The organism is Thalassotalea litorea, from assembly GCF_005843925.1.
GTDB classification, from domain to species: Bacteria; Pseudomonadota; Gammaproteobacteria; order Enterobacterales; family Alteromonadaceae; genus Thalassotalea_A; species Thalassotalea_A litorea_A.
Genome location: NZ_VCBC01000007.1, coordinates 170,334 through 191,358, shown reverse-complemented (window position 1 = coordinate 191,358; position 21,025 = coordinate 170,334). Strand labels below are relative to the sequence as shown.

The following is a 21,025-nucleotide window of genomic DNA, read 5'->3' as shown; positions in this document are numbered from 1 at the left end:
GCTACGATGATAGCGTTCTTATTAAATTTGAGTAATCTTCTTTTATATCATGAGTTTCTTCTCGAAGGGCTTTTACTTTTCGACAGGCATGTAACACTGTCGTGTGATCCCTTCCGCCAAACGCATCACCAATCTCTGGCAAACTGTGGCTTGTTAATTCTTTCGCCAATGCCATCGCAATCTGTCTTGGTCTGGCAACGGAACGATTACGGCGTTTGGATAATATATCCGCAACTTTAATTTTGTAATATTCGGCAACCGTTCGTTGAATATTGTCTATGGTAACGAGTTTATCCTGTAAAGCCAGCAAATCTCGAAGTGCTTCTCTAACAAAATCAATGGTAATTGGACGACCGGTGAAATTCGCGTTCGCAATGACGCGGTTTAATGCCCCTTCCAGTTCCCGTACATTAGAACGAAGACGTTTGGCGATAAAAAATGCCACTTCATCGGCAATATTGATCTGGCTTTCTTCGGCTTTACGCTTAAGGATGGCAACACGGGTTTCCAGTTCTGGCGGTTCAATCGCCAGGGTAAGTCCCCAGCCGAAACGAGATTTTAATCTATCTTCAACCCCAGTGATTTCTTTTGGGTAACGATCACTGGTTAAAATAATTTGCTGATTACCTTCCAATAATGCATTAAAGGTATGAAAAAACTCTTCTTGAGTACGCTCTTTATTGGCGAAAAATTGAATATCATCAATCAATAACGCATCGACACTGCGATAATATTGTTTAAACTTTTCAATTTCATTATTTTGCAGCGCTTTCACCATATCCTGTACAAACCTTTCGGAATGCATATAGGCAATTTTGGCATTGGGTTTCTTCAACAAGATGCCATTACCAACGGCGTGCAATAAGTGAGTTTTACCTAGTCCGGTACCGCCATAGATAAATAGCGGGTTGTATGCCTGGCCAGGGTTATCCGCAACCTGAGATGCCGCAGCACGTGCGAGCTGATTCGATTTACCTTCAACAAAATTATCAAAAGTATACTTGTCACGGACATTCGTCGACTTGCGGATATTCGGTATTGAATTACTGTCGCTACTATTAGGTGCAGATATCGGTGCTGATTGGTTAACAATATTCGGTGTCGCCACGGGAGCAGCAGCAACGGGTTTGCTGCCCACATCGAAGCGAACTTCCGGAGGATTAGGGTTTTGCAAGGCAACAAGCTGGGTAATTCGACCCAAATATTTTTCTCTTACCCAATCCAAAACAAATCGATTGGGGGCATACAAGGTCATTATATTGCCTGAGACTTCACATTGTAGGGGGCGAATCCACATACTAAATTGTTGCGCCGGTAACTCTTCTTCGAGAATTGACAAACAGCTTTGCCAGAGGGAATCTTCCACTCAATACTCCTGGAAATAAGGGGCTACTATCCGATGTATTAATGGGTAATGAACAGAGAAGGTAGCAAGATTATCCTGTGAATTTTTTTTATTATCGAGCCATTATCACCTCAGTTATCCACAAGTGCAATACGAGGTTGGGGATTATCATCAAAAAAATCGATCTTTTTTATAAAGCGAGCATTTTTAAAGGCTTTTAAGGAACCCACCAATAAAAATAATGTTCCATTTTTACGCGTAAACCACATCTTTTTACCGATATATTTGCATGTGCGCAATAAATTCAAATATTTTGTTATAAAACTGTGGATATAAAGACTATTTACTTATAATAAATGGCATCGAACGATCGAAAATACCACTCGAGATCGGCATCAAGATCTTGATCGCAATATTTTCACAATAAATACCGTTTTTTTTACAAAATATACTTAATGTTAAAAACAAAGGATCCCTTTACTATACTCATATACGTAACTCGGGGTTATCAACGTAAACACAAGGATCCTGTTAAGGATCCTTTAAAAACTCTTTTTATAAATATCGTTGACTTTATCACCTAATCTATTTAGAATTCGCCCTCAATTTTTTAACACAGTGCTCGAAAACGTTTGTTTTCGCATAGCAAACAAACATAACGGGATAGCGTCATGAAAAGAACATTTCAACCTAGCGTATTAAAGCGTAAACGTAACCACGGTTTCCGTGCTCGCATGGCTACGAAAAACGGTCGTGCTGTAATTGCACGTCGTCGTGCTAAAGGTCGTGCTAAGCTTAGCGCTTAATCCTTTTTAATAAGGATTATTACCCACATGGGTACCTACAGTTTTAATCGGGAGTCACGTCTGTTGACTCCCGGTCATTTCCAGCAAGTTTTTAACCACCCCTCTCGGTTTGGCTCAAGCCATTTCACCATATTAATTACTTCCAACAAAGACGCGAATAATCGTTTAGGCATGGCTATTGCCAAAAAACGAGTTAAGCATGCCGTACAAAGAAATCGAATAAAACGCCTAACCCGTGAAAGTTTTCGCTTAAATCAGCATAAACTTCCTGCCGTTGATTTAGTTGTTATGGTAAAGTCAGGGATTGATCAGCTCGATAATGAAGAGATTAATCAGCAATTGGAAAAAATATGGCGAAAAATCATTCAGCGGCACAAACGATAGTTATTGCCCCGATAAAAGCCTACCAGCGCTGGCTTAGCCCGCTACTGGGTAACAATTGTCGATTCAATCCAACCTGCTCAAATTACGCAATTACTGCGATAAATCGCTTTGGTGTCGTAAAAGGGTGTTGGTTAGCGATTAAACGTATATTAAAATGCCATCCTATGCACGCGGGTGGCAATGATCCCGTTCCTAAATCTAAACAAGAGAATTAACAAATTATGGAATCACAACGCGGTTTGCTATTCATAGCATTACTGGTAGTTAGTTTCTTACTGTTTCAACAGTGGCAAGTTGATAATGCGCCACAACAACCCGTAGAAACAGAAACTGCGACCACGTCACCTACTCAATCTGGCGACGATGATTTTATACCGCAGGCCAGTGAGCAAGCCCCTGCAACGCAAACAAGCGAAGAAAAAGGCGGCATCGTTACCCTTTCTTCCGATGTCCTTGAGTTAAAAGTTGACACTCGTGGTGGTGATATCGTTGCAGCCAAATTACTAGAGTTTGAGACCGAACAAGGTAGCGGTCAGGCGATGCCAATTTTAACCTCTGATGGTTATACCTATGTAGCTCAGTCTGGTCTGATTGGCGCGCAAGGCGACGCAACCCGAAATGGTCGTGCCATCTATGCGGCTGATAAAACCGAGTATCAAATTTCTGGTGACGAATTAGTTGTCGACTTAACGTACCAAAATAATGACATCAACTACGTTAAACGTTTTACCCTAGTACGTGGTAAATATGATGTGGCCGTTGAGTATATCGTTGATAACAACAGTGCCGCCAACGCCAGTGTTCAGTTGTACGGTCAATTAAAGCAAGATACGTATATCGAAGACGATGGCTCTATGTTTATGCCGACATATCGTGGGGCAGCGTATTCAACCAGCGAGAGTCGCTACGAAAAGCTGCCGTTTGACGATATTGAAGATACCAATCTTAACATCAAAACCAAAGCCGGCTGGGTCGGTATGTTACAACATTATTTTGTCAGTGCCTGGGTTCCAAATCCGAGCACAACGAATGATATATATACGCAATATCTCGGGGCCAAAGGTCAGGCGGTGATTGGTTTTAAACAACCATCCGTTATCGTCACTCCTGGTAATTCTGAAACTTTAACCGCAACGTTTTACGTTGGACCCAAAGATCAGGATTCATTAGCAGAAATTGCCAATGGCTTGGACCTAACCGTTGAATACGGGATTTTATGGTTTATCAGTCAACCGCTTTTCTGGTTATTGATTAAGATTCAAGGTCTTGTGGTTAACTGGGGTCTGGCAATTATCTGTATTACCATAGTGGTGAAAACCATTATGTATCCATTGACTAAGACGCAATATTCGTCAATGGCCAAAATGCGTAAGATCCAACCTAAAATGACTGCTTTGAAAGAGCGTTATGGTGATGACCGTCAGAAAATGTCGCAAGCCATGATGGAGCTATACAAGAAAGAAAAGGTTAACCCTGCAGGAGGTTGTTTACCTTTACTTGTACAGATGCCGATATTCTTAGCGTTATATTGGGTATTTATTGAAAGTGTTGAATTGCGTCATGCGCCATTTGCGCTTTGGATCACCGATTTATCGTCGCAAGACCCATACTATGTATTACCGCTATTGATGGGTGCTTCCATGTTCTTAATGCAGAAGTTGCAACCGAATATGGCAACCGATCCAATGCAACAGAAAATGATGCAGTGGATGCCAGTATTTTTCACCGTATTCTTCCTATGGTTCCCATCGGGTTTAGTACTTTACTGGTTGGTTTCGAACGTAATCACGATTATCCAAATGTTAATTATCTTCCGTTCGATTGAAAAAGCGGATGAGAAAGCTAACGCGAAATCCGCGAAAAAATAGCTAAGTCGATTGGCTAATCAATAATTCAGTGATTGAAAAAGGCCTGCTTATGCAGGTCTTTTTTATGACTACAATAAAAGTGCTTGCGCACCATGACTCACGGATCACATCAAAACTTTTTCCGGATGGTGTTTGCTCTACCAGAACCAAGCTAACAGTTATAATCAACTCAACGAATCACCAATTTGTTTGTTATAAAGTATCCGGTTATTCACTTATCCTCTATCCCCTCTTCGACTAACTCGTTTATAATTCACCCCATATCAAATTGAATTTAACGTGTTTATGTCCGATAACAGTGCAAATAAAAGCTTAACCAATATCGAAACCATCGCAGCCCAGGCCACACCTCCTGGTCGCGGCGGTGTTGGCATTATTCGGGTTTCGGGCCCATTGGCAAGTCATGCTGCTGAGCAGTTACTTGGTAAAGTGCCAAAAACTCGATATGCCGAATATTTGCAATTTTTGGATGCAAATAAACAAGTGATAGATCAGGGCATCGCATTATTTTTTAAAGGTCCAAATTCGTTTACTGGTGAAGATGTATTAGAACTTCAGGGCCATGGTGGTCCGGTAATTCTAGATATGTTGCTTAAACATATTATTGGATTGGACAATATTCGTATGGCCAAACCTGGGGAGTTTTCTGAGCAGGCATTTATTAATGACAAACTGGACTTAACCCAGGCAGAAGCAATCGCCGATCTGATTAACTCGAGCTCGGAACAAGCCGCTCGTGCCGCTTTGCATTCCCTGCAGGGGGATTTTTCAAACTTAATTCACCAGTTGGTCGATGACGTTATTCATTTACGTATGTATGTTGAAGCGGCAATTGATTTCCCGGAAGAAGAAATCGATTTTCTTGCGGATGAAAATGTCAGTAACTCCTTAAATGGACTGATCACTCAAGTTGCAGATGTCCTCGCCAAAGCTCAACAAGGCGCCATTATTCGCGAAGGTATGCGTGTGGTGATTGCCGGTCGGCCCAATGCTGGAAAATCCAGCTTGCTGAACGCATTAAGTGGCCGCGAATCGGCAATCGTAACCGATATCGAAGGTACTACGCGGGATGTGCTATCAGAACAGATCCATATTGATGGAATGCCATTACACATTATTGATACCGCCGGTCTTCGGGAAAGCCCAGATAAAGTGGAGCAAATTGGTATTGAACGAGCCTGGAAGGAAATCAAACAAGCAGACAGAGTACTACTGATGATTGACTCGCTTCAGGACGAAGACGTTGATCCTACCCAGTTTTGGCCAGAATTTTTTAATCAACTACCCGACAATATGGGATTGACCATTGTCCGCAATAAAGCCGATATCAGTGGCCAAGTCTGTGGTTACAAAGTATCTCATGAAAAGCCAACCATAACCTTGTCAGCAAAAACTGGCGATGGCATCGATGCGTTAACAGAGCACCTTAAACAGTGCATGGGGTACGAAGGCAATGCGGAAGGCGGATTTATGGCTCGTCGTCGCCATATACAGGCCTTGGAAAACGCACAACAACACCTACTTACAGGCCAGGAACAATTGCTGTCCTTTATGGCGGGAGAAATTCTTGCGGAAGAACTGCGCATCACTCAACAGGCGTTAAATGAAATCACCGGAGAATTTACCAGTGACGATCTGCTTGGCCAAATATTCTCGTCATTCTGTATAGGTAAATGACGAGGCCCCAACCTCGTCTGGGGCTGGTCCGAGTCATCGCTATGCAGTAAGCAATTGCCGATAACATGCAATTAATCAATACAACCTCAAAGCGCTTATATTTCCCCAATACAAAATTAAAATGATCATTCTCTTTGGGCTTTTTGCCAGTCGATAGTCATTCACTATGCATTAAAAAAGCATAAGCAAACCTTCTTTATCCCAGCTAAAAACCGTTCGAACGGACTGTTTATCAGTATTTACCACGCTCATTTATTGCCATTATTCAGCAAAGAATAAAGATCCCGCTTTTAAAAATGGGGAGTATAATGTCCGCAAACAACGGGGTTAATTCGACAAAATAATCACCGTAATTGAAGATTAATTACTTACAGGGACTCTCCATGTCATCATTTCAAATCATCGTTGGCAGCATGTTAGGTGGGACAGAATACATTGCTGAGGCCGTTGAATCGGTTCTTAATGACGCAAATCATCAATGCGAAATACATTTTCAGCCGGAATTTTCGCAAATATCTCAAAATAATCAAACCTGGATTATTTGCACGTCAACTCACGGTGCAGGCGATTATCCGGAAAATATCGAAAACTTCGTCGAAGAGCTCTGTGCATATGATCAATCACTGCAGGATCTGCCTTTTTTGGTGATCGCCGTCGGTGATAGTAATTACGACACCTTTTGCTTGGCTGGAAAAAACATAAAAAACAACATGTTAGGTAAGGGTGCTAAACAAATTATCGAGATGTTATGTATTGATATGGATGAGGATATCGATCCAGAACAGATCGCAGAACAATGGATACGCGATCATTTGGATCAGTTATAAATAACTTATGCACAGTTTACGATCCAAAATAAGGGGATTGTGTATAAAACGGTGATCAAACCGTTAATTTACACTTATTATTCAGTGCACAATTATTCACTTCAAATCCCCTGTGGATAAACAGGCCTTTTGATCAGAGGCAATACATGATTTGATCCAACCTTGATCACAGGATCTGATCTATCCTAAACCTGTACCAATAAAGGCTTTTTTTTACTTATCAACAGAAAAGGCGATCACTAATAAGAGATAATAATAAGATCTATATATAGATCTTTATATATTATTAAAGGATCGAGCGTTCGATCTTTTAACACTTTGATCGTTTCACAAATCACCAATAAACGGTAGAATAGTCAACCTTATCTAATACCAATTGGTATCAGGTTATATTCAGTTTTTACTATTCGAGGTTTTTCTTTTATGTGGTATCAAGATTCCTTTGACGTCATCGTTGTTGGAGGTGGTCATGCTGGTACGGAAGCCTGCTTGGCGGCAGCTCGTATGGGTTGTAAAACATTATTGTTGACTCATAACATTGATACTTTAGGGGCAATGTCCTGTAATCCTGCGATCGGTGGGATCGGCAAAGGACACCTGGTAAAAGAAATCGACGCGTTAGGTGGATTAATGGCTGAAGCGATTGATCACGGCGGAATCCAGTTCCGTACCTTGAACTCATCGAAAGGCCCTGCTGTACGTGCTACTCGCGCCCAAGCGGATCGTTTGTTATACAAAGCCTACGTACGTAACTATCTGGAAAACCAAGAAAACCTGACTATATTTCAACAGCCCTGTGATGACTTGATCTTAGAGAACGATCAAATCGTTGGTGTTTCTACGCAAATGGGTCTGAAATTTAAAGGTAAGACCGTGGTGTTAACCGTTGGTACTTTCCTTGCCGGACAAATTCATATTGGCCTGAATAATTACCAAGGCGGACGTGCTGGCGATCCGGCTTCGGTTGATCTGGCTAGCCGTTTACGGGATATGCCATTTCGCATCGAACGCCTGAAAACAGGTACTCCACCACGTTTAGATGCCCGAACATTAGATTTTTCAGTGATGCAGGAACAGCCAGGTGATACGCCAGTTCCGACATTTTCCTTTATGGGAAAAACAGAGCATCATCCCCAGCAGATTCCTTGTTACATCACTCATACGAATGCGCAAACCCATGCTGTGATCCGTGAAGGTTTAGATCGATCGCCAATGTATACAGGTGTCATTGAAGGTGTTGGTCCTCGATACTGCCCATCGATTGAAGACAAAATCATGCGCTTCGCCGATAAAGAATCACATCAGATTTTTGTCGAACCGGAGGGCTTAACGACTCATGAAGTCTATCCCAACGGGATTTCCACCAGTTTGCCGTTTGATGTGCAAATGGATTTGGTACGTTCTATCAAAGGTTTTGAAAACGCCCATATCACTCGACCAGGGTATGCGATCGAGTATGATTATTTTGATCCTCGCGATCTTAAACAGACTCTGGAAAGCAAATTTATCCAGAACATGTTTTTTGCCGGACAGATAAACGGTACCACGGGCTATGAAGAAGCAGGTGCTCAAGGTTTGGTCGCGGGTATGAATGCCGCGTGCCGGGTTCAGGGCAAAGAAGGTTGGACTCCCGGTCGTGAACAAGCATACATGGGCGTATTGATCGATGATCTTTCGACCCTGGGTACCAAGGAACCGTATCGTATGTTTACCTCTCGTGCTGAATATCGCTTGTTACTGCGCGAAGATAATGCCGATATTCGTCTGACCGAAAAAGGCCGAGAACTTGGTCTGGTTGGCGATGCCCGTTGGCAGCGTTTCTGTGAGAAAATGGAAAACATTGAGTTAGAACGTCAGCGGATACGTGGCGTTTGGATACAAAAAGATCATCCAGCAGCGGAACAACTGAATCCGATGCTGAAAAACCCGATCTCTCGTGAAGCCAATCTCGAAGATCTGTTGCGTCGTCCGGAAACCCGTTATCAGGAATTGATGACAATCGATGCGTTCGCGCCAGGGCTTGACGATAAACAAGCCGCTGAGCAGGTTGAAATTCAGATTAAATATGCCGGTTATATCGAACGTCAACTGGATGAAATCGACAAGAAGAAACGCCATGAAGGTACGTTAATTCCCACGGATTTTGATTTTTCACAAATATCGGGACTTTCCAACGAAGTGGTGGCAAAACTCAGCGATGCCCGCCCTGAAACTTTAGGCAAAGCGTCACGCATATCTGGTATTACTCCGGCGGCGATATCTTTGCTTCTGGTGTACTTAAAAAAACATGGATTATTGCGAAAAACTGCTTAATATTCTCAAACAGACCAGCGATAATTGCTGGTCTGCATCCTGACTCTGTGAAATCCCAATGACAAATTTAAAATCCCGTTTAACCGATTTGATTGCTCAGTCAGAGTTATCCGTGACCGAACATCAGATAGATTTATTTGTGGCTTATGTTGAACTTCTTCATAAGTGGAACAAAGCCTATAACCTGACTTCTGTGCGCGATCCTGAGGAAATGCTGGTCAAACATATCCTCGATAGTATTGCCAACGGTCCTTACCTGCATGGCGAACGTTTTATTGATGTTGGTACTGGCCCGGGTTTGCCAGGAATCCCTTTAGCGATTTTATACCCACAACGAAATTTTGTATTATTGGATAGCTTGGGAAAACGCATCACTTTTTTACGTCAGGTTGTATTTCAGTTAAAACTTTCCAATGTAACTCCGGTACTTAGCAGGGTTGAAGCATATCAGCCAGAGGTCCCGTTTGACGGGGTGTTAAGCCGAGCCTTTGCTTCTCTGCTAGATATGGTAAGCTGGTGTGAACATCTTATTGATGAAAATGGTCGTTTATTTGCACTTAAAGGTGTTCTTCCTGAGCAAGAACTGCAACAATTGCCTGCTGGCATAGAGTTGGTGACTTATCATCAGGTTCAGGTGCCGGAACTTGAAGGGCAACGACATTTAATCGAATTAAAAAAAACTAACGCACTTTAATCGCTTTATTCGAATTTTGCGGGGACGCTGTGGGAAAAATAATTGCAATCGCCAACCAAAAAGGTGGTGTCGGTAAAACAACAACATCGGTGAATCTAGCCGCTTCCCTGGCTGCCACCAAAAGAAAAGTTTTGCTGATTGATTTAGATCCTCAAGGTAATGCCACGATGGGCTCCGGCGTTGACAAATATGAAGTCCATGCGACCAGTTATGAATTATTGATTGATGAACAGCCGTTCGAACAGGTTATCGTCAAAGATACCATGGGCCAGTATGACCTAATCGCCGCGAATACCGATGTTACCGCCGCTGAAATCAAGTTGATGGAAGTGTTCGCTCGCGAGTTACGTTTAAAAACGGCACTGAAAGAAGCCCGTGATTACTACGATTTTATTATTATCGACTGTCCACCTTCACTGAATATGCTTACCGTCAATGCGATGGGAGCAGCCGATTCTGTATTGGTACCAATGCAGTGCGAATATTATGCGCTGGAAGGGTTAACCGCGTTGATGGATACCGTTGCAAAGCTTGCGCAAGTCGTAAATAAAGATCTGCATATTGAAGGTATTTTGCGTACCATGTACGATCCTCGTAACCGCTTGGCCAATGATGTGTCGGAACAACTAAAACGCCATTTTGGCGATAAAGTATACCGCACGGTAATCCCTCGCAATGTTCGTTTGGCTGAAGCGCCTAGTTTTGGTGCCCCGGCGATGTATTACGATAAATCATCTACTGGTGCGAAAGCCTATTTAGCTTTGGCCGGTGAATTACTTAAAAAACAGCAAGTCGCAGTGAGCGAAGAAATAGTTTAGGCAGGAACAACAATGAGCACTTCAAAACGCCGGGGTCTTGGTAGAGGCCTTGATGCATTATTAACGTCTGCACCTCGACTTGCTTCGGATAGCGCTGATGGACAGCCATCTACAAACAAAGACAATACGCTGCGTATGTTACCGGTCGATATTTTGCAACCGGGTAAATACCAACCTCGAAAAGATATGTCTGAAGAGGCATTGGAAGAATTAAGCCATTCCATTAAAGCACAAGGGATTATTCAACCGATAGTTGTCCGTCCTGTTGGTATTGGTAGCTTTGAAATCATTGCCGGTGAGCGTCGATGGCGTGCAGCGCAACTTGCCAAAATGGATACCGTTCCTTGTATTATCAAAGATGTTGCCGATGAAGCTGCAGTTGCCATTGCACTGATTGAAAATATTCAGCGTGAAGACTTGAATGCGATGGAAGAAGCCGTTGCACTGGAGCGTTTATTGAGTGAGTTTGAATTAACGCATCAAGAAGTGGCTGAGGCGGTCGGGAAATCTCGAACAACCGTAACCAACCTTTTGCGTTTAAATAGCTTAAATACCGATGTAAAAACATTCCTGGAAAACGGTGATATCGATATGGGCCACGCTCGTGCCCTGCTCGCGCTCGACGGTGATGTGCAGACGGTAACTGCTCGAACCGTGGCTGCCAAAGAACTTACCGTTCGGGAAACCGAGGCTTTGGTTAAAAAAGTCCTTGAACCGGTCGCACCGAAAGAACCCAAAATTAAAGATGCCAATACGGTCAAGCTGGAACAGGAACTGGCTGAGCGCATTGGTTCTGCTGTTGAAATTCAACACAATCGTAAAGGCAAAGGTAAAATGGTGATCAGTTATACATCTCTTGATGAGTTAGACGGAATTTTATCCAAAATTCATTAATATTGGCGCTTTGTAACTATGTTGCGATTATTGCACACTTTTAGCGCTTGTTATGCCTCATAAAGTTGCAAAAAAAACCTAATTCAGTATACTTGCGCTGGCTTTTGGCGAGAAAAAAATCAGAACCAAATTGAATTCATGTTTAATCAAAGATTTGGGACGATTTCTTAGGAGTAACGGGTGCAAAATACGCTAGCAAAACCCGGCAGAAAATACGCATACAGACAGGTATTTCTGCAAGTTTTGATGACTCTTCTAAGTTTTATAATTTGTTATTTCGGTTGGGGATTAACTACCGCAGCATCAGCGATAGCTGGTGGCATGGTTAGTGTAATCCCTAATTTTGTATTTGCACATAAGGCTTTTAAGTTTGCCGGTGCACGCGCAGCCCAACAAGTGGTTGATTCGTTTTACGGCGGCGTGAAATTAAAATTGGTATTAACCGCGATTCTTTTTGCCTTGTGTTTCAAGTTTCTCGATTTAAACGTGGTCGCCTTTTTTATTACATATTCAACAACAATGCTGGTTCCATGGTTGAACGCCATTGTTAACAAGTTTCATTTTAATCAACAAAAATTGGGATAAAAGATGGCTGCAGATACAGGCACTTATATCAAACACCATTTGACTAACTGGACAATGTGTTCCACGGACAGCGGTATTGCTTTTAACAAAGCATGCGCCGACGCTGGCTTCTGGACTTTGCACGTTGATACTCTGGGTTGGTCAATTGTTCTTGGTTTGATTTTTCTTCTTACATTCCGCTCCGTTGCCAAAAAAGCAACCACGGGCGTTCCAGGAAAATTACAATGCGCGGTAGAAATGGTTGTCGATTTCGTCGACAAAAGTGTGAAGGAAACTTTCCACGGTAAAAACGCGTTAATTGCTCCGCTTTCTCTGACAATTTTTGTCTGGATTCTTCTTATGAATGCCATGGATTGGGTCCCTGTTGACTGGATCCCTACTATAGCTGGTCTTATCGGTCAGTATGGTATGGGCATGGATCCACATGATGTATACATCAAATCAGTACCTACCACGGATATGAACATGACGTTTGCACTCAGTATTGGTGTATTCTTCCTGATCATTTATTACTCAATCAAAATAAAAGGTGTTGGTGGTTTTATGAAGGAATTAACCCTTCAACCATTTAACCACTGGGCCTTTATTCCGGTTAACTTTATCCTCGAATCCGTTACCCTTATCGCCCGTCCAGTGTCATTAGCACTGCGTTTGTTCGGTAACTTGTATGCGGGTGAGTTGATCTTTATTTTGATTGCAACCATTGGTTTGTTCCAGTTGCCTGTACATTTCTTATGGGCAGCTTTCCACTTACTAGTAATTCCGCTTCAGGCGTTTATTTTCATGATGTTGACCATTGTGTATCTAAGCCTGGCGCACGAAGATCACTAAGACTCAGGATGAGCTCGGGCTGGCTTAATCGCTTGCCCGCGAGTGACGGCAAGGATGTCGGGAATACAAATTTACCTTTTTTAACTTTTAATTTTAACTAACTAGAAAATAACTGGAGATACACATGTTATATATTGCTGTTGCTCTACTAATCGGCTTAGGTGCACTAGGTACTGCGATTGGTTTCGGTCTTTTAGGTGGCAAGTTCTTAGAATCTGCTGCTCGTCAACCTGAACTGGCTCCACAGCTACAAGTAAAAATGTTCATCGTAGCCGGTCTTATCGATGCGATCGCGATGATCGGTGTTGGTATCGGTCTATATCTACTATTCGCTGTTGGTGCGTAATTCACTACCGAACCCTTGCGAATTAATTAGATATTAGGAGATACGAATATGAATATGAATTTTACCTTAATCGGTGAATCTATTGCATTTATCGTATTTGTGATCTTTTGTATGAAATTCGTTTGGCCACCGATTATTGGTGCCATCGAAGAACGTCAAAAGACCATTGCTGATGGCCTTGCGGCCGGTGAGAAAGCTGAGAAAGATCTTGAGTTAGCTCGCGACAACGTCAAAGCACAGCTTAAAGAAGCGAAAGCTCAAGCTGCTGAGATTGTTGAAGCTGCTAAGAAACGTGAAGCTCAACTTATCGAAGAAGCCGCCGACAAAGCGAAAGCCGAGCGTGAGAAAATCATTGCTTCTGGCCATGCAGAAATTGAATCAGAGCGTAACCGCGCGAAAGAAGAATTGCGTCAACAAGTCGCTGTTCTTGCTGTGGCCGGTGCCGAGAAAATTCTTGAGCGCTCTATTGGTGCCGCTGAACACAGCGACATCTTAGACAAACTAGTTGCTGAACTTTAAGAGAGGATTGAGCTATGTCTGAATTGACAACGATTGCTCGTCCTTACGCGAAAGCAGCGTTCGAGTATGCCATTGAGGCGAAATCTGTCGATGCCTGGTTAGAGATGCTTGCTTTTGCATCTGAAGTTAGCCAGAACGAAACTGTTGCTGGCTATATAGCTGGTGGCATGGGCGTTGAGCAAGTGACAGACCTGTTCCTGAAAGTATGTGGGGAACAACTCAACGACAAAGGTCAGAACTTTATTAAAGTTTTGGCTGAAAACGGACGCTTGTTGGTGCTACCACAGATCATTTCTCAATTCGTTGAATTAAAAGCGGAATATGAGAAAGAAGTTTCTGTAGACGTAGCTTCTGCGATTGAATTAAGCGCAGAACAAGTTACTTCATTGAGCGCCGCGCTTGAAAAGCGTCTGGCTCGTAAAGTTAAGCTAAATTGCACAGTAGATGCCAATGTGGTTTCTGGTCTTGTTATCAAGGCAGGAGACACAGTTATCGACGGTTCAGTCCGTGGTAAACTGGATCGTTTGGCAAACTCAATGCAATCCTAATCGGGGAAAAGAGCATGCAATTGAATTCCACTGAAATCGCTGAGTTGATCAAATCACGTATTGATCAATTTGACGTTGTTAGTGAAGCTCGTAACGAAGGTACTATCGTTTCTGTAACTGACGGTATCATTCGCATCCACGGACTTGCAGATGTAATGCAAGGTGAGATGATTGAACTTCCTGGCAACCGCTTCGCTATCGCGTTAAACCTTGACCGTGATTCGGTCGGTGCGGTAGTGATGGGTCCTTACGCGGACCTTGCTGAAGGCGTAAAAGTTAAAGGTACTGGCCGTATTTTGGAAGTACCAGTAGGTCGTGGTCTGTTAGGCCGCGTGGTAAACACTCTAGGTGAGCCAATTGACGGAAAGGGTCCTATCGAAAGCGATGGTTTCTCTCCTGTTGAAGTGGTAGCGCCAGGTGTTATCGAGCGTAAATCTGTTGACCAACCAGTGCAAACTGGTATCAAGTCAATTGACTCGATGATTCCAATCGGTCGTGGTCAGCGTGAGCTTATCATTGGTGACCGTCAGGTTGGTAAATCTGCGATCGCACTAGATGCAATCATCAACCAGAAAGATACTGGCATCAAGTCAATCTACGTAGCTATTGGCCAAAAGGCTTCTACTGTTGCTAACGTAGTACGTTCTCTAGAAGAGCACGGTGCACTTGAAAATACGATTGTTGTTGTCGCTTCGGCTTCTGAAGCTGCGGCATTACAATACTTAGCGCCATACTCTGGTTGTACTATGGGTGAATACTTCCGCGACCGCGGTGAAGATGCCCTAATCGTATATGATGATTTGTCAAAGCAAGCTGTTGCTTATCGTCAAATCTCACTACTACTTCGTCGACCGCCTGGTCGTGAAGCATTCCCAGGTGATGTTTTCTATCTTCATTCTCGTCTACTAGAGCGTGCTGCTCGTGTTAACGAAGAGTATGTTGAGAAATTCACTAATGGTGAAGTGAAAGGTAAGACTGGTTCACTAACCGCTCTTCCGATCATTGAAACTCAAGCGGGTGACGTATCTGCGTTTGTTCCTACTAACGTAATTTCAATCACCGATGGTCAGATCTTCCTTGAGTCAAACCTATTTAATGCTGGTATCCGTCCTGCTGTTAACGCAGGTATCTCGGTATCACGTGTTGGTGGTGCAGCTCAAACTAAGATCATCAAGAAGCTTGGTGGTGGTATTCGTCTAGCCCTTGCTCAATACGCTGAATTAGCAGCGTTCGCACAGTTCGCATCTGACTTAGATGACGCGACTCGTGCCCAACTTGAGCATGGTCAGCGTGTTACTGAACTGATGAAGCAAAAGCAATACAGCCCACTTTCTGTGGCTGAAACTGCAGTTTCTCTGTTCGCGGCTGAAAAAGGTTATTTAACTGACATCGAAATCAACAAAATCGGCGATTTCGAAGAAGCGTTATTAGCCTACGCCAATAACGAGCACGCAGAGCTTATGGCTACCATCAACGAAACTGGTAACTATGGTAAAGATATTGAAGCAGGTCTTGTTAAGTTGCTTGATACATTCAAAGCAACTCAAACCTGGTAATTATTAGTTTCGGAGACAATAGTCATGGCCGGTGGTAAAGAAATTAAAGACAAGATTGGAAGTGTTAAAAATACACAGAAGATCACCAGCGCAATGGAAATGGTTGCAGCATCGAAAATGCGTCGTGCGCAAGATTCGATGGCCGCTACTCGTCCTTACGCTGAGAAAATCAGAAACGTGATCGGTCACATTGCATGCGGTCAACTTGAATATCGCCATCCTTATTTGGAAGAGCGTGAAGTTAAGCGTGTAGGCTATATCGTTATTTCTACCGACCGTGGTCTTTGTGGCGGCTTAAATGTCAACTTGTTCAAGTCTGTATTAAAAGACTCTGCCCAATGGCAGGAACAAGGCGCTGAAGTGGAATTTGCATTAATCGGCTCGAAAGCAGCCGGTTTCTTTACAAGTTTCGGCGCCAATGTAGTTGCCCAAAAATCCGGTTTAGGCGACCAACCTTCAGTTACTGATTTAATCGGTTCTGTTAAGGTGATGTTAGACGCCTATGACAAGGGTGATATCGACCGACTTTTCGTAGTGTATAACAAGTTTGTAAACACTATGAGTCAAAAGCCGACTATCGATCAATTGTTACCTTTGCCTAAGTCCGATGATGACGAAATTACCCATCGCTGGGATTACATCTACGAGCCAGATGCTCAAGTGTTACTTGATCAGCTAATGGTTCGTTTTGTTGAGTCCCAGGTATATCAAGGTGTGGTTGAAAACCTCGCCAGTGAGCAAGCCGCGCGAATGGTAGCGATGAAATCCGCTACTGATAACGCTGGCAACTTAATTGACGACTTACAATTGGTATACAACAAAGCCCGTCAGGCGGCGATCACTCAAGAATTGGGTGAAATCGTTGCAGGTGCGGCTGCGGTATAGGCAGAGATTTAATTAAAGTTTAGAGGAATAAACATGAGTGCAGGTAATATCGTGTCAGTTATTGGCGCAGTTGTGGACGTTGAGTTTCCACAAAATGCTGTACCTCAGGTATATGAGGCATTAACTATCACCGAAGGTGATCTGGCTGGTCGCGTACTCGAAGTACAGCAACAGCTAGGTGGTGGCGTAGTTCGTACTATCGCCATGGGTTCATCTGACGGTTTGCGTCGTGGTCTGAATGTAGAGAACACAGGTAACCCTATCCAGGTACCAGTTGGTACAGCGACTCTTGGTCGTATCATGGATGTTTTGGGTAACCCAATTGATGAAGCTGGTGACATCGCAACTGACGAACGTTGGACGATTCACCGTGAAGCGCCTTCTTATGAAGAGCAATCCGCTTCTAACGAACTTCTAGAGACTGGTATCAAGGTTATCGATCTTGTATGTCCATTCGCGAAAGGTGGTAAAGTTGGTCTGTTTGGTGGTGCCGGTGTTGGTAAAACCGTAAACATGATGGAACTTATCCGTAACATCGCGATTGAGCACAGTGGTTTCTCAGTATTCGCTGGTGTTGGTGAGCGTACTCGTGAGGGTAACGATTTCTATCACGAAATGAGCGAATCTAACGTACTTGATAAAGTAGCGCTAGTTTACGGTCAGATGAATGAGCCACCGGGTAACCGTCTTCGTGTTGCGATGACTGGCCTAACTATGGCTGAAAAATTCCGTGACGAAGGTCGTGACGTACTATTTTTCGTAGATAACATTTACCGTTATACCCTAGCGGGTACTGAGGTATCGGCACTTCTAGGTCGTATGCCATCAGCGGTAGGTTACCAGCCAACTCTTGCAGAAGAGATGGGTATTCTACAGGAACGTATCACGTCAACTAAGACTGGTTCAATCACTTCAATCCAAGCGGTATATGTACCTGCGGATGACTTGACTGACCCAAGTCCGGCAACAACCTTTGCTCACTTGGATGCAACTGTTGTACTTTCTCGTGATATCGCAGCACAGGGTATTTACCCTGCTATCGATCCACTAGATTCTACTTCACGTCAGTTGGATCCACTTGTCGTTGGTAACGAGCACTATGATATTGCTCGTGGTGTTCAATCAACACTGCAACGTTACAAAGAGCTAAAAGATATCATTGCGATTCTGGGTATGGATGAGCTATCTGAAGAAGATAAGCAAACTGTAGCCCGTGCTCGTAAGATTGAGCGTTTCCTTTCTCAGCCGTTCTTCGTGGCAGAGGTATTCACCGGTTCTCCTGGTAAGTACGTTTCTCTGAAAGACACGATTGCTGGCTTTAAAGGAATCCTGGCTGGCGACTACGATGATCTTCCTGAACAAGCGTTCTATATGGTTGGTTCAATCGAAGAAGCCGTAGAAAAAGCTCAGAAAGCTTAATTGGCTTAGGAGAGGATATGGCTGCCATGACGGTTCATTTGGATGTAGTAAGCGCTGAAGAAAATTTATTTTCTGGTCGCGTAGAATCATTGCAAATATCAGGTAGTGAAGGTGAGTTGGGTATTATGCCTGGTCATGCACCTTTATTAACTACGTTGAAACCAGGAATGGCGCGTATTGTTAAGCAACATGGCGACGAAGAGGTGATTTACCTTTCCGGCGGTATGTTGGAAGTTCAACCAGGTTCCGTTACTGTGCTTGCCGATGTGGCTGTACGTGGTGGTGACCTGGATGAGCAAGCTGCTTTAGAAGCGAAGCAACGTGCTGAAGAGCACATCAGTAATGCATCGGCCGATGTCGATTATGCTGAAGTTGCTGCTGAGCTAGCCAGAGCGGTAGCGCAATTACGTGTTATCCAGGAAGCAAACAAATACAAGAAGTAATTCCGATTACTTACTTAAATTGAGAAAAGGCGCCATTCGGCGCCTTTTCTGTATATGGATGTGAGTAGCCCAATGTGCAGGATACTCTTGGATTGGGTAAATGCTTTTGCAACGAAAGTAATGATTTAGCTTTGCCCTAACGATGATAACTTTTAAACATAAAAAAACGCAGAACCGCTTTGATTCTGCGTTTTTAGATTTAATAGACTAGATTGCTACTGGGCCCAAAGGTGAGCTCTGAAATCTTCGTAATCGATTGTCACAATAAAGTGCTTTAATACGTCATAACCGAGAATACCTTTAGTCGCGACGCCTTTGGCTCTTAATCTTGAAAAATCTTTGGTTTCACCTCTGCTATCTGCCAGATTAGTAGCTACGCCATCTTCTGGTATTGTTGCAGGCACGCCTTCCAATTCATATGGGCCTATTTTTAATGTTTCGATTATAAAGGACTCGGTATTAATGACTTCTACAGATCCCGAGACTCTTGTTTCAATGGTATCGGATTTAAGTAAATCATTTTCTATGACGAAATTGCGCTTTAGAAATAAATTGCCGGCGTTACCTGTATCCAACATCAACCAGGTCTTCTTACCATTTAACTCGACTTCGACAGCCGGCATTTCTGAACCGCGCTCCTGACGCATTTTTACATTGGCATGTTTTTTCAAATCAATTGACGATTTAGGCGCAAGTTGAATTTTATTGTTCGGATAGTCAATTTGAACAATGATCCCCTGAAAAAAACCGGAACCGATAATTAGATCAATACCTAAACCAAGTGCGGCCACTTCAGGTAATTCCAAATCTTGGCCAAACATAGTGACATTGACGTCCTTGTAGATTGGGAATTCTTCGCGGCCACTCACCCCTTTTACCGTTACCTTGGTACGACTTTTTTTCAGGTGGCTAGCGTGGGCATCAATAAAATCCTGAGAAATTGCGTTTAGGTTAGCTCCGCTATCAAGCATGGCTTTAGCTGGAACGCCTTCAATGGTAACGTCAATCATAATGTGACCGTTACTTAGTTCAAATGGAACCCATTTCGCAAGGGATGGGGTACTGAAGGTAAGCCCTGAAATTATGGCGGTTATTATTATTAAATTACGAAGCATAAAATTTAAGTCTTCTAAGTTAGTTTAAATCGTCAATGTAGTTGGCGTATATTACAGTTTATATTCTTATATTTTTAAAGGGCCAATGCAATGTGTAGGCGCTATTAAAATGTTCTAATGCTTAGGCGTATGACTATTGATTTATCGGCGTGCGCTGCGATTTTTATCAAAAGTTCAATTGCCAGCCCTGGCATAGATATCAGCCAGCCCATAAATGGGCATTATAATGCTTAAAGTCGATAGTTAATATAAAGTGTTTTAACACATCGTAGCCTAACTTCCCGCTAGTTTTGACACCTCTTTTTAATTTATCCGGATTGAATCGAGAGCGCTTTTGGTAAATATGCGCCGCTTGGTTTTCAAGGGGAATTTGAGACAATATATTTTCTAACTCGTAATTGGCAATATTCAGTGTGTTTATACTAAATTGCTCAACATAAAATGAATCGGTTAAAGAGTTGATTTCTACCTTTTCAACGTCACTTTCAACCAAATTATTATCGATGACGAAGTTCCGCTTTAGGAATAACCCTTTTTCATAGCCAGTGTCTAATACAACCCATGTAGACTCACCGTTTACCTGCACTTTAATTGCGGGCAACGTTGAATTTTGTTCAGGCCTCATTTCAATATTGGCGACAGATTTTAGATCAATGGCAGATCTTGGAACCATCTGCAGTCGTTTATTTGGGTAATCTATCTGCAAGATTAAACCTTTGAAGAAACTTAACCCAAGAATAAAGTCTGCATCGTTAATATTTACTTTTGGGATATACTGTAATTCTAGATCGGCGCCGAACAGTTTCGCTTTTACGCTGGTGAATACGGGGGTTTTTACAGGACCCGATATATCAACAAAGTAGCCTTTGTTTCGCTCTACTTTGAGGTTTTCCGGGTACCTTTCACTAAAATCTGTTGATATAGCATGGAAGTTTTGACCGCTATCTATGATGGCTTTCGCTGGTATGCCGTTGAGATGAATATCAATGACTACTTTACCATTTACCAATTCAAAGGGTTGCCATTGAGCTTGAGCTTTATCAACGGTTGTAAAAACGATGAGTAAGGTAAGAAACAATTTGTAAAACGGTTGCATCGGCGTCTCTTTTTTATTTTTTTATTTAATATACCCTTAACCTTCTTGAACATTAA

22 protein-coding genes are annotated in these 21,025 nt (G+C 42.9%); 19 read left to right on the top strand and 3 right to left on the bottom strand.

Translation table 11 applies throughout. From position 1 onward, the window contains the following. Position 1: 1 nt before the first annotated feature. Positions 2 to 1,366 (bottom strand): chromosomal replication initiator protein DnaA, encoded by a 1,365-nt coding sequence (gene dnaA, locus FE810_RS08770; RefSeq protein ID WP_138319670.1) that lies wholly within the window; start codon positions 1,364 to 1,366, stop codon positions 2 to 4. Positions 1,367 to 2,016: 650 nt separating this feature from the next. Between dnaA and rpmH the strand changes: the two genes are divergently transcribed. The 19 genes from rpmH to FE810_RS08675 all read left to right on the top strand — a co-directional run bounded on the left by rpmH (position 2,017) and on the right by FE810_RS08675 (position 18,758). Beyond that, a complete protein-coding gene (gene rpmH, locus FE810_RS08765; RefSeq protein WP_068547039.1) occupies positions 2,017 to 2,151 on the top strand; it encodes a 50S ribosomal protein L34 in 135 nt (44 codons plus the stop codon). A 27-nt stretch (positions 2,152 to 2,178) separates the two neighbouring features. Beyond that, positions 2,179 to 2,535 carry a ribonuclease P protein component gene (gene rnpA, locus FE810_RS08760; protein ID WP_138319669.1) on the top strand — a complete coding sequence of 119 codons (357 nt, stop codon included), beginning with the start codon at positions 2,179 to 2,181 and terminating at the stop codon, positions 2,533 to 2,535. After that, positions 2,502 to 2,750 carry a membrane protein insertion efficiency factor YidD gene (gene yidD / locus FE810_RS08755; protein WP_138319668.1) on the top strand — a complete coding sequence of 83 codons (249 nt, stop codon included), beginning with the start codon at positions 2,502 to 2,504 and terminating at the stop codon, positions 2,748 to 2,750. The genes rnpA and yidD overlap by 34 nt, the downstream gene beginning before the upstream one ends. Before the next feature lie 6 nt (positions 2,751 to 2,756). Beyond that, positions 2,757 to 4,403 (top strand): membrane protein insertase YidC, encoded by a 1,647-nt coding sequence (yidC, locus tag FE810_RS08750; protein WP_138319667.1) that lies wholly within the window; start codon positions 2,757 to 2,759, stop codon positions 4,401 to 4,403. Positions 4,404 to 4,688: 285 nt separating this feature from the next. Next, complete coding sequence (gene mnmE, locus FE810_RS08745) at positions 4,689 to 6,080, top strand: tRNA uridine-5-carboxymethylaminomethyl(34) synthesis GTPase MnmE (protein WP_138319666.1); 1,392 nt, start codon at positions 4,689 to 4,691, stop codon at positions 6,078 to 6,080. Between the two features lie 383 nt (positions 6,081 to 6,463). Further along, complete coding sequence (mioC, locus tag FE810_RS08740; RefSeq protein ID WP_138319665.1) at positions 6,464 to 6,907, top strand: FMN-binding protein MioC; 444 nt, start codon at positions 6,464 to 6,466, stop codon at positions 6,905 to 6,907. A 423-nt stretch (positions 6,908 to 7,330) separates the two neighbouring features. Then, the gene (gene mnmG / locus FE810_RS08735; protein ID WP_138319664.1) at positions 7,331 to 9,220 is read left to right on the top strand and encodes a tRNA uridine-5-carboxymethylaminomethyl(34) synthesis enzyme MnmG; all 1,890 of its coding nucleotides are present in this window, start codon (positions 7,331 to 7,333) and stop codon (positions 9,218 to 9,220) included. A 58-nt stretch (positions 9,221 to 9,278) separates the two neighbouring features. Next, the gene (rsmG, locus tag FE810_RS08730; protein WP_138319663.1) at positions 9,279 to 9,914 is read left to right on the top strand and encodes a 16S rRNA (guanine(527)-N(7))-methyltransferase RsmG; all 636 of its coding nucleotides are present in this window, start codon (positions 9,279 to 9,281) and stop codon (positions 9,912 to 9,914) included. 29 nt (positions 9,915 to 9,943) lie between these two features. Further along, positions 9,944 to 10,732: a ParA family protein gene (locus tag FE810_RS08725; RefSeq protein ID WP_138319662.1), complete on the top strand. Its 789-nt coding sequence runs from the start codon at positions 9,944 to 9,946 to the stop codon at positions 10,730 to 10,732. 12 nt (positions 10,733 to 10,744) lie between these two features. Continuing rightward, on the top strand, positions 10,745 to 11,626 hold the full coding sequence (locus FE810_RS08720; RefSeq protein WP_138319661.1) for a ParB/RepB/Spo0J family partition protein: 882 nt from the start codon (positions 10,745 to 10,747) through the stop codon (positions 11,624 to 11,626). A gap of 180 nt (positions 11,627 to 11,806) precedes the next feature. Further along, the gene (locus tag FE810_RS08715; protein WP_138319660.1) at positions 11,807 to 12,211 is read left to right on the top strand and encodes an ATP synthase subunit I; all 405 of its coding nucleotides are present in this window, start codon (positions 11,807 to 11,809) and stop codon (positions 12,209 to 12,211) included. A gap of 3 nt (positions 12,212 to 12,214) precedes the next feature. Continuing rightward, entirely contained in the window at positions 12,215 to 13,042 is an 828-nt protein-coding gene (gene atpB / locus FE810_RS08710; RefSeq protein ID WP_138319659.1) for a F0F1 ATP synthase subunit A, read from the top strand. Between the two features lie 124 nt (positions 13,043 to 13,166). Continuing rightward, on the top strand, positions 13,167 to 13,388 hold the full coding sequence (gene atpE / locus FE810_RS08705) for a F0F1 ATP synthase subunit C (RefSeq protein WP_089153031.1): 222 nt from the start codon (positions 13,167 to 13,169) through the stop codon (positions 13,386 to 13,388). A 48-nt stretch (positions 13,389 to 13,436) separates the two neighbouring features. Continuing rightward, the gene (atpF, locus tag FE810_RS08700) at positions 13,437 to 13,907 is read left to right on the top strand and encodes a F0F1 ATP synthase subunit B (protein ID WP_138319658.1); all 471 of its coding nucleotides are present in this window, start codon (positions 13,437 to 13,439) and stop codon (positions 13,905 to 13,907) included. A gap of 14 nt (positions 13,908 to 13,921) precedes the next feature. Continuing rightward, positions 13,922 to 14,455, top strand: a complete 534-nt coding sequence (gene atpH, locus FE810_RS08695) for a F0F1 ATP synthase subunit delta (RefSeq protein WP_138319657.1) — start codon at positions 13,922 to 13,924, stop codon at positions 14,453 to 14,455. 14 nt (positions 14,456 to 14,469) lie between these two features. After that, complete coding sequence (gene atpA / locus FE810_RS08690) at positions 14,470 to 16,011, top strand: F0F1 ATP synthase subunit alpha (protein WP_138319656.1); 1,542 nt, start codon at positions 14,470 to 14,472, stop codon at positions 16,009 to 16,011. Positions 16,012 to 16,035: 24 nt separating this feature from the next. Beyond that, positions 16,036 to 16,896, top strand: a complete 861-nt coding sequence (atpG, locus tag FE810_RS08685; protein ID WP_138319655.1) for a F0F1 ATP synthase subunit gamma — start codon at positions 16,036 to 16,038, stop codon at positions 16,894 to 16,896. A gap of 33 nt (positions 16,897 to 16,929) precedes the next feature. Beyond that, positions 16,930 to 18,315, top strand: a complete 1,386-nt coding sequence (atpD, locus tag FE810_RS08680) for a F0F1 ATP synthase subunit beta (RefSeq protein ID WP_138319654.1) — start codon at positions 16,930 to 16,932, stop codon at positions 18,313 to 18,315. A 17-nt stretch (positions 18,316 to 18,332) separates the two neighbouring features. Beyond that, positions 18,333 to 18,758, top strand: coding sequence for a F0F1 ATP synthase subunit epsilon (locus FE810_RS08675; RefSeq protein ID WP_138319653.1), 426 nt, complete (start codon positions 18,333 to 18,335; stop codon positions 18,756 to 18,758). A 215-nt stretch (positions 18,759 to 18,973) separates the two neighbouring features. Here FE810_RS08675 and FE810_RS08670 read toward each other — a convergent pair whose 3' ends face one another. Both FE810_RS08670 and FE810_RS08665 read right to left on the bottom strand, forming a co-directional pair. Continuing rightward, entirely contained in the window at positions 18,974 to 19,768 is a 795-nt protein-coding gene (locus FE810_RS08670; protein ID WP_171022313.1) for an aspartyl protease family protein, read from the bottom strand. Between the two features lie 304 nt (positions 19,769 to 20,072). After that, complete coding sequence (locus FE810_RS08665; RefSeq protein ID WP_138319651.1) at positions 20,073 to 20,951, bottom strand: pepsin/retropepsin-like aspartic protease family protein; 879 nt, start codon at positions 20,949 to 20,951, stop codon at positions 20,073 to 20,075. Between the last annotated feature and the right edge of the window lie 74 nt (positions 20,952 to 21,025).